Raw genomic sequence first — 9,007 nt, forward strand, 5'->3', positions numbered from 1 at the left:
CGACCGCACCGACGCACCCACGCCGCCCGCCCGAAGGGAAACCCCATGCCGCTCGAAGCCGGCCTTCTGGAGATCCTCGCCTGCCCGGCCTGCCACGCCCCCCTCAAGGAGCAGGACACCGAGCTGGTCTGCACCGGGCAGGACTGCGGTCTGGCGTACCCCGTCCGCGACGGCATCCCCGTCCTGCTCGTCGACGAGGCCCGCCGCCCCGCGTGACGCAGACCCGTCCGGAAGAGGCCCACCGCCTCGCCCGGACGGGTTCCGCTGTCCGCACGAAGACGACCCGGCGCTCGGTGCCCGATCGGGAGGCTGCCGCCCATGCTCGACGAATCGCTGCTCGACGCCCCGGAGGGGCTCGCCCAGGCCGACCGCCGCGGACTGCTCCGCGGCGCGGCCGAGGCCGGTGCCCGCGTCCGGACCGCCGCCCGGAACGCCGTTGAGGCCGGCGTGAGCGGCCTCAGGCCCGACGGTCGCCCCCGCGCCGTCCTGATCGCCGGCCCCGGCGCCGCCGCCACCCACGCGGCCGACCTGCTCGGCACGCTCGCCGGCGCCGGCAGCCCCGTGACCCGGCTGGCACCCACGGGCGTGGCCTCCGCGGCCGGCGCCCTGCGCTGGGAGCTGCCCGGCTGGGCCGGCTCCGTCGACCTGCTGCTGATCGCCACCCCGGACGGCACCGAGCCGAGCCTGTCCCTGCTCGCCGAGCAGGCCTACCGGCGCGGCTGCACGGTCGTCGCCGTGGCCCCCGCGGGGACCCCGCTCGCCGAGGCCCTCGAGGGCGCCCGCGGCCTGTTCATCCCCATGGCCACGGCCCCCTACGACCATGGCGAACCCCTCGCCGGATCCGCCCCCGGCGTCCTGTGGGCGCTGCTCACGCCGTTGCTGGCACTCCTGGACCGCGTCGGCCTGCTCACCGCCCCGCCCGACTCCCTGGAAAAGGTCGCCAACCGGCTGGACCACATCGCCGAGCGCTGCGGACCCGCCATCGTCACCTACAGCAACCCGGCCAAGACCCTCGCCGCCGAACTCGCCGACACGCTGCCGGTCATCTGGACCGAGGGCCCCTCCGCGGGCCCCGCGGGACGCCGGTTCGCCGCCGGGCTCGCCGAACTGTCCGGCATCCCCGCGATCGTCGCCGAACTGCCCGAAGCCCTTGCCGCGCACACCGCACTGCTCGCCGGTCCGCTGGCCGCCAGCGCCGACCCGGACGACTTCTTCCGCGACCGCGTCGAGGAGCGGCCGGCCCTGCACGCGCGCGTGGTGCTGCTGCGCGACCGCCCGCTCAGCGGCCTGACCGCCGCCCCGGCCGCCCGAGACCTGGCCCTCAGCCACGACACGCCGATCAGCGAGCTGGAGCCGGACCCCGGCGACGAGATCGAGACCCTCGCGGAACTGATCGCCGTCACGGATTTCACCGCCGTTTACCTGGCGCTCGCCTCCGGTACCTGATCTGTCCTTGAGCGCAGACGAGAACAGCCGAGAACAGCTGAGTACGCCGAGAACAGCCCAGAACCGCAGAGAGAAGCGTATGGACCGCCTCGACAACACGATCCGCCCCTACGCCTGGGGTTCCACCACCGCCATCCCGCACCTGCTGGGTGTCGAACCGAGCGGCGAACCCCAGGCGGAGCTGTGGATGGGGGCCCATCCGGGCGCACCCTCGCGCACCGCACGCGGCACTCTCGCCGAGGTCATCGACGCCGGCCCGGAGGAGGAACTGGGCGCCAAGGCGGTCGCGAAGTTCGGCCCGCGCCTGCCCTTCCTGCTCAAGATCCTCGCCGCCGGCGCCCCGCTCTCCCTCCAGGTCCACCCCGACCTGGCACAGGCCAAGGAGGGATACGCCGACGAGGAGCGCCGAGGCGTCCCCGCCGACGCCCCGCACCGTAACTACAAGGACGCCAACCACAAGCCCGAACTGGTCTGCGCGCTCACCGAGTTCGACGGCCTGTGCGGCTTCCGCGCGCCGAACCGGGCCGCCGAACTGCTCGACGCCCTCGGTGTCGAGTCCCTCAAGCCGTACATCGACGTGCTGCACGCCCGCCCCGAGGAAGCCGCCCTGCGCGAGGTCCTCACCGCCCTCCTCACCGCCGACCGCGAGGAGATGGCCGCGACGGTCGCCGAGGCCGCGGACGCCTGCGCCCGCCTCGGCGGCGACCACGCCCCCTACGCCGGCATCGCCCGCCACTACCCGGGCGACCCAGGCGTGCTGGCCGCGATGCTCCTCAACCACTTCCGCCTCAAGCCGGGCGAGGCGGTCTTCCTCGGCGCCGGCATCCCGCACGCCTACCTCAACGGCCTGGGCGTGGAGATCATGGCCAACTCCGACAACGTCCTGCGCTGCGGCCTGACCCCCAAGCACGTCGACGTCCCCGAACTCCTGCGCATCGTCCGCTTCGAGGCCCGCGACCCCGGCATCCTGTGCCCGGAGGCCGGCCCGGACGGCGAGGAGGTCTACGCCACCCCCGTCGACGAGTTCCGCCTGTCCCGCTACGTCCTGCCCGAGGGCACCGACGCCGTCCACGACCTCACCCTCGACACCCCGCAGATCCTGCTCTGCACGGCCCGCTCCGTCCGGGCCGGCGATCAGGAACTCGCCCCGGGGCAGTCCGTGTTCGTCCCGGCCGGCGAAAAGACCGAAGTGTCCGGCACCGGCACCCTGTTCCGGGCCACCGTCGTCGTCTGACCGCGCGGGCGGCGGCCCAACGGGCCGCCGCCCGGGTAACCGTCGCCGAACCGGGCTGCGACAATGACCCACCGGCCGAGGACGGGCCAAGGCCGCAAGCGAGTACGACGGTGAAGGGACAACGCGGACAGATGAGCGCGTCAGGCGGCACCAGGGCGATCATGGCGGCACTCGGCGCCAACCTCGCCATCGCGGTAGCCAAGTTCGTGGCATTCGCCTTCAGCGGCTCCTCGTCGATGCTCGCCGAGGGCGTGCACTCCCTCGCCGACTCCGGCAACCAGTTCCTGCTGCTGATCGGCGGCAAGCGGGCCCAGCGCGAGGCGACCCCGCAGCACCCCTTCGGCTACGGCCGCGAACGGTACGTCTACGCCTTCCTCGTCTCCATCGTCCTGTTCTCCGTCGGTGGCATGTTCGCCATCTACGAGGGCATCGAGAAGATCCGCAACCCGCACGAACTGGAGCACTGGTACTGGCCGGTGGGCGTCCTCGTCTTCGCGATCGTCGCCGAGGGCTTCTCCTTCCGCACGGCCGTCAAGGAGGCCGACCAACTGCGCGGCAAGCTCTCCTGGCCGCAGTTCATCCGCCGCGCCAAGGCCCCCGAACTGCCGGTCGTGCTCCTGGAGGACTTCGGCGCGCTGATCGGTCTCGTCCTCGCCCTCGGCGGTGTGGGCCTCGCCCTGCTCACCGGCGACGGGATCTGGGACGGCATCGGCACGGTCTGCATCGGCGCCCTGCTGGTGCTGATCGCCCTCGTCCTGGCCGCCGAGACCAAGTCCCTGCTGCTCGGCGAGGCCGCCGGCACCGACGTGGTCCGGCAGATCGAGACCGCCATGGTCGATGGCGACACCGTCACCGGCGTCATCCACATGCGCACGCTCCACCTCGGCCCCGAGGAACTGCTCATCGCTGCCAAGATCGGCGTGCAGCACGACGACACGGCCGCCGAGGTCGCCGCCGCCATCGACGCCGCCGAGGCCCGCATCCGCGCCGCCGTCCCCATCGCCCGCGTCATCTACCTGGAACCTGACATCTACAGCGAGGCCGAGGCGGCCAAGGGCCCGGACCGCGAGGCCACCCCCGGCGGACCCGCCCCGCACCCCACGGGCCACTGACCCGGGCCGGCCCCGGCGGCGATCACGAGGCCCCGCGAACGGCCCGGTGTGTCCGGACACGGACTGTGGGCCGCCGCGTCTCGCGGTGTAGCTTGGGACGGAGCCAGACGTCGCTGCTGATGGCGGTCGGGCGGCCCGAGCAAGGGCCGGCCGAGGGAGAGAGGGCCTCCGACGGACTGCGCTGCGCGCACGCGGGCATGCCTGTGTCCTCTTCGGGCACCCCTGTGTCCACCGCCGCGCAGGTCAGCCGTACCCACCTCGCCCCAACCCCGAGGAGCAGCACCCCATGACGACTGTCGAGAACCGACAGGACTTCAAGGTCGCCGACCTGTCCCTGGCCGAGTTCGGCCGCAAGGAGATCTCCCTCGCCGAGCACGAGATGCCCGGCCTGATGGCGATCCGTGCGGAGTACGCCGAGCAGCAGCCGCTCAAGGGCGCCCGCATCACCGGCTCCCTGCACATGACCGTGCAGACCGCCGTCCTGATCGAGACCCTGACGGCCCTCGGCGCGCGGGTCCGCTGGGCGTCCTGCAACATCTTCTCCACGCAGGACCACGCGGCCGCCGCCATCGCCGTCGGCCCCAACGGCACCCCCGACGACCCGCAGGGCATTCCGGTCTTCGCCTGGAAGGGCGAGACCCTCCAGGAGTACTGGTGGTGCACCGAGCAGGCGCTGACCTGGCCGGACAGCCCCACTGGCGGCCCGAACATGATCCTGGACGACGGCGGCGACGCCACGCTGCTGGTCCACAACGGCGTCGAGTACGAGAAGGACGGCAAGGTCCCCTCGCCCGACACGGCCGAGTCCGACGAGCACCGTGTCATCCTCGAGCTGCTGACCCGCACCCTGGGCGAGAACCCGCAGAAGTGGACCCAGCTGGCCTCCGATATCCGGGGCGTCACCGAGGAGACCACCACCGGCGTGCACCGCCTGTACGAGATGCAGCGCGAGGGCACCCTCCTGTTCCCGGCGATCAACGTCAACGACGCGGTCACCAAGTCGAAGTTCGACAACAAGTACGGCTGCCGGCACTCCCTGGTCGACGGCATCAACCGCGCCACCGACGTCCTGATCGGCGGCAAGACCGCGGTCGTGTGCGGCTACGGCGACGTGGGCAAGGGCTGCGCGGAGTCCCTGCGCGGCCAGGGCGCCCGCGTGATCATCACCGAGATCGACCCGATCTGCGCCCTCCAGGCGGCGATGGACGGCTACCAGGTCACCACGCTGGACGACGTCGTCGAGACGGCCGACATCTTCGTCACCACCACCGGCAACAAGGACATCATCCTTGCCTCCGACATGGCGAAGATGAAGCACCAGGCGATCGTCGGCAACATCGGCCACTTCGACAACGAGATCGACATGGCCGGCCTCGCCAAGGTCCCCGGCATCGTCAAGGACGAGGTCAAGCCGCAGGTCCACACCTGGACTTTCCCGGACGGCAAGAAGATCATCGTGCTGTCCGAGGGCCGCCTGCTGAACCTGGGCAACGCCACCGGTCACCCGTCGTTCGTGATGTCCAACTCCTTCGCGGACCAGACCCTGGCCCAGATCGAGCTGTTCACCAAGCCCGACGAGTACCCGACCGGCGTCTACGTGCTGCCCAAGCACCTCGACGAGAAGGTCGCCCGCCTCCACCTGGACGCCCTCGGCGTCAAGCTCACCACGCTGCGCCCCGAGCAGGCCGCGTACATCGGTGTGGAGGTCGACGGCCCGTTCAAGTCGGACCACTACCGCTACTGACCGCCACCGAGCCGCACCCCGCGTCTCAGCCAGGTCCTTCGAGGCAGGCCCCCGCACCCCCGTGTCGGGGGCCTGCCCCTTTCGACCGGACCGGTGGCTTCGACCGGACCGGCGGCCGTCACGCCCGCCTGCCCGAAGCGCCGAGGCGGCCGGACCACCCCGTCACACCCCAGGACCCCCATGCCCCGCGGCCGCTATTCGCTTCACGATCCGCACGATCACACCCCCCTCGCGGAAGAACACTTCCACTGCGCCCCGGGCCCCTCCGGCTGGCGCTACGTATCCCAGCTGACCACCCCCTCGGGCGCTCATCACGGCTCCGTCGACCTGGCCCTCGACGACCTCGGCCGCCCCATCCGCCTCGAACTCCACGCGGGAGGCTGGCAGGTGCGCGGTGCCGCCCTCGACGGCGTCACCTGGGTCCGCACCGACCCCACCGGCATCCATGCCACCGAAGGCACTGTGCGCGCCCACGCCTTCACCGGCACATCCCCCGCGTTCCTCATCGCCACCGCCCGTCTCCTGCGCCTCACCCCCTCCGCCTCCGCGACCCGCGTCCGCCTCGTGGCCTTCACGGATCCGGTCCTCGCCCCCCGCACCGTGGACCAGTCCTGGGCTCTGGTGGAAAGAGAAGCACACGCCACTGACAACGGCCCGCTGACCGTGGACGAATACCAGGTCACAGCCTTGGACACGGGCGAACAGCACACCGTGCACATCGCCGGGGACGTGGTTCTGGCGGCCCCCGGCATCGAGCTGGAGGACCTTCAGTCGCCCCCGTCGGTCTTCGACTCCTGAGCCTGCGGGCGGAGAGGGCCGGGGGAGGGTGAAGGAGATGGATGGACCCGGACCGGCCGACGCGTCAGGCCGGCGGCACGAACCCAGTGCCGGGACGCTCGGTCTGCGAAGTGTCCTCGGGGGCCATGGGCTGCTGCGGGAGATCTGTGGACGGGGCAACCCAGGAAGCGGTGTCCTGAGGCACGGTGGGTGAAGCCTCCGCGGTGGATATGGGAGTCCCCGAGTGCTCGCCGACGCCGTACGCCGGCGGTTGCGGCGCGCCGTAGGCCGGCGGTTGCGGCGCCGGGAAGCCGGGAGCCCCGGGCACCGCGCCGGACCCGGCGACCGGGACGCCGGCCTCTCCGGTGGACGAACCGGCTGCGGAGCCGCCGCCGAACGCACGCCGGGCCTCACGCGCCTGCCGCTCCTGCAACACGGCCGCCAGATACATGGCCGGCGGAACCTCGCGCGGCGCCGGAGTCCCGGTGCGAGCGGCGAGATCGGCGGCGAGCTGTTCGGCCATGCTCCAGCCGACCTGCGGATCCAGATACTGCATCCGCGTCAGGTACTGCCGGACCGCCAGCCACAGCCCGTCGGGAACCGCCGACAGATCGAGCGCCGAGAAACGCCCTGCCAGCCAGGGCGGCGGCGGGGGCACCGCGGTCGCCTGCCCGGCCGGCACCCGCTCCCGCACGACCAGGGTGCCCGCGAACACGTCACCCAGCCGGCGCCCCCGCGCCGACACCAGCGAGGCGATACAGGCGACGACCCCGAACGTCAGCAGAATCTCGACCACACCGATCGCCCCACGCACCAGCGCGTGCCGGAACCGGATCGGCCCACCGTCGTCCCGGACCACCCGCAGCCCGCATGCCATCTTCCCGAGCGACCGCCCGTGGCTGAGCGTCTCCACGGCTATCGGCCCGCCCACCAGCACGAGCAGGAATGTCGCGATCGACACCGCGACCCGCGCGGCCTCGTCCAAGGAAGCCGTGGACGCCATGAGAGCCAAGGACACGACGATGTAGACCATCACCGTCACGACGAGGTCGAGCAGCACCGCCAGTGCCCTGCTGGGCAGCCTCGCCGGGCGCACCTCCAGCGCCACGGCCTCACCCGTCACCAGCTCACTCACGCCCGTCGTCCTTCCCCTGGCCTGCCCCGAGAACGGCCAGTCTGCCAAGCTGAGGGCGACCGCGCCGCAGTAGGACAAGTTGACACAGCCGACGAGTTGTCGAACAACCAGCCGAGGAGCAGGCAGACACGATGGACCTGGACGTCTTCGTCTCCGCCCACCGAGCGGAATGGGATCGCCTCGACACCCTGCTCCGCCGCCGCCGACGCCGGCTCACCGGCACGGAGGCCGACGAGCTCGTCGCCCTCTACCAGCGCACCGCCACCCACCTCTCCCTGATCCAGTCCAGCGCCCCCGACCCGCAACTGACGGGCCGACTCAGCCAGCTCGTGGCAGCCGCGCGCAGTGCCGTGACCGGGACCCTCCGCGCCTCGTGGCGGGACGTCACCCGCTTCCTGCTGGAGGGCTTCCCCGCGGCGGTCTACCGGGCCCGCCACTGGTGGGTTCCCACCGCGCTCCTGTCCACCGTCGTCGCGGCGCTCCTGGGATGGTGGATCGGTACGCACCCCGAGGTACAGGCCGCGATCGCGGCCCCGAATGAGCTACGGCAGCTCACCCGCCCCGGCGGCGAGTACGAGACCTATTACTCCAGCCACCCCGCGGCCGCCTTCGCCGCCCAGGTCTGGACGAACAACGCCCAGGCCGCCGCGATGTGCCTGGTCCTGGGCGTCTTCCTGGGACTGCCGGTCCTGTGGATCCTCTTCCAGAACATGCTCAACCTCGGTGTGGGCATCGGCCTGATGTCGTCGGCAGACCGGCTCGACACCTTCCTCGGCCTTGTCCTCCCACACGGTCTGCTCGAACTGACGGCGGTCTTCGTCGCCGCCGGTACCGGGCTGCGCCTCGGCTGGACGGTCATCGATCCCGGCCCCCGCTCCCGCCGCACCGCACTCGCCGAAGAAGGCCGAGCCGCGCTGGGCATGGCGATCGGTCTGGCTCTCGTCCTCTTCGTCTCCGGAGCCATCGAAGGCTTCGTCACGCCGTCTGGCCTGCCCACCTGGGCCCGCATAGGCATCGGGATCGTCGCGGAGCTGGCCTTCCTGGCCTACGTCTACGTCCTCGGCGGTCGAGCGGCACGGGCCGGCGGTACGGGGGACGTTGCGCCGACCGAGCGAAGCGCGACCGTGCCGACGGCCGCCTGATGTGCGTTTGGGCCCGCCGAGCTGCTACTCTCCTCTTCGCCGCACCGGAACCGTTGACACGGGTCGGGTGGGGAGGTAGATTCAAACAGTTGCCCGGAGATGGACGCAGTCCACGAGGGTGACGGTGAGCATCTATCAGCTTCTGACACATCGACGAGATCGATCATGAAGAAGCCTCTCCCGATAAATCGGAAACGAGGGCCGGTCAGACCGGCTCGAAAGTTCTGATAAAGTCGGAACCGCCGGAAAGGGAAACGCGAGAGCGGGAACCTGGAAAGCACCGAGGAAATCGGATCGGAAAAAGATCTGATAGAGTCGGAAACACCGAAGGGAAGCGCCCGGAGGAAAGCCCGAGAGGGTGAGTACGAAGGAAGCGTCCGTTCCTTGAGAACTCAACAGCGTGCCAAAAGTCAACGC

Annotated in this window: 8 protein-coding genes; 7 read left to right on the top strand and 1 reads right to left on the bottom strand. The window is 71.3% G+C overall.

Annotated features, from left to right (window positions below):
* The first annotated feature begins 45 nt into the window (after positions 1–45).
* From ACIQFZ_RS16555 to ACIQFZ_RS16580, 6 genes are all read left to right on the top strand, one after another.
* Entirely contained in the window at positions 46–216 is a 171-nt protein-coding gene (locus tag ACIQFZ_RS16555) for a Trm112 family protein (protein WP_141360461.1), read from the top strand.
* Positions 217–318: 102 nt separating this feature from the next.
* A complete protein-coding gene (locus ACIQFZ_RS16560; RefSeq protein ID WP_365416943.1) occupies positions 319–1,446 on the top strand; it encodes an SIS domain-containing protein in 1,128 nt (375 codons plus the stop codon).
* 79 nt (positions 1,447–1,525) lie between these two features.
* On the top strand, positions 1,526–2,680 hold the full coding sequence (manA, locus tag ACIQFZ_RS16565; RefSeq protein WP_402691506.1) for a mannose-6-phosphate isomerase, class I: 1,155 nt from the start codon (positions 1,526–1,528) through the stop codon (positions 2,678–2,680).
* Positions 2,681–2,811: 131 nt separating this feature from the next.
* The gene (locus ACIQFZ_RS16570; RefSeq protein ID WP_365433451.1) at positions 2,812–3,792 is read left to right on the top strand and encodes a cation diffusion facilitator family transporter; all 981 of its coding nucleotides are present in this window, start codon (positions 2,812–2,814) and stop codon (positions 3,790–3,792) included.
* Positions 3,793–4,078: 286 nt separating this feature from the next.
* On the top strand, positions 4,079–5,536 hold the full coding sequence (gene ahcY / locus ACIQFZ_RS16575) for an adenosylhomocysteinase (RefSeq protein ID WP_402691507.1): 1,458 nt from the start codon (positions 4,079–4,081) through the stop codon (positions 5,534–5,536).
* Between the two features lie 180 nt (positions 5,537–5,716).
* Positions 5,717–6,334 carry a hypothetical protein gene (locus tag ACIQFZ_RS16580; protein ID WP_365433457.1) on the top strand — a complete coding sequence of 206 codons (618 nt, stop codon included), beginning with the start codon at positions 5,717–5,719 and terminating at the stop codon, positions 6,332–6,334.
* Between the two features lie 64 nt (positions 6,335–6,398).
* On the opposite strand, the gene ACIQFZ_RS16585 is transcribed toward ACIQFZ_RS16580, so the two are convergent.
* A complete protein-coding gene (locus ACIQFZ_RS16585) occupies positions 6,399–7,448 on the bottom strand; it encodes an RDD family protein (protein ID WP_402691508.1) in 1,050 nt (349 codons plus the stop codon).
* A gap of 131 nt (positions 7,449–7,579) precedes the next feature.
* Here ACIQFZ_RS16585 and ACIQFZ_RS16590 point away from each other — a divergent pair, with 131 nt between their 5' ends.
* Complete coding sequence (locus tag ACIQFZ_RS16590; protein ID WP_402691509.1) at positions 7,580–8,590, top strand: stage II sporulation protein M; 1,011 nt, start codon at positions 7,580–7,582, stop codon at positions 8,588–8,590.
* Positions 8,591–9,007: the final 417 nt, after the last annotated feature.

This window comes from Streptomyces sp. NPDC093064, assembly GCF_044754605.1.
Taxonomy (GTDB): domain Bacteria; phylum Actinomycetota; class Actinomycetes; order Streptomycetales; family Streptomycetaceae; genus Streptomyces.

What these genes read in the sequence shown, in the direction of transcription:
- manA (WP_402691506.1), top strand. Translation starts at nt 1,526, where the DNA reads ATGGACCGCCTCGACAACACGATCCGCCCCTACGCCTGGGGTTCCACC.
- ACIQFZ_RS16555 (WP_141360461.1), top strand. Translation starts at nt 46, where the DNA reads ATGCCGCTCGAAGCCGGCCTTCTGGAGATCCTCGCCTGCCCGGCCTGC.
- ACIQFZ_RS16590 (WP_402691509.1), top strand. Translation starts at nt 7,580, where the DNA reads ATGGACCTGGACGTCTTCGTCTCCGCCCACCGAGCGGAATGGGATCGC.
- ACIQFZ_RS16580 (WP_365433457.1), top strand. Translation starts at nt 5,717, where the DNA reads ATGCCCCGCGGCCGCTATTCGCTTCACGATCCGCACGATCACACCCCC.
- ACIQFZ_RS16560 (WP_365416943.1), top strand. Translation starts at nt 319, where the DNA reads ATGCTCGACGAATCGCTGCTCGACGCCCCGGAGGGGCTCGCCCAGGCC.
- ACIQFZ_RS16570 (WP_365433451.1), top strand. Translation starts at nt 2,812, where the DNA reads ATGAGCGCGTCAGGCGGCACCAGGGCGATCATGGCGGCACTCGGCGCC.
- ahcY (WP_402691507.1), top strand. Translation starts at nt 4,079, where the DNA reads ATGACGACTGTCGAGAACCGACAGGACTTCAAGGTCGCCGACCTGTCC.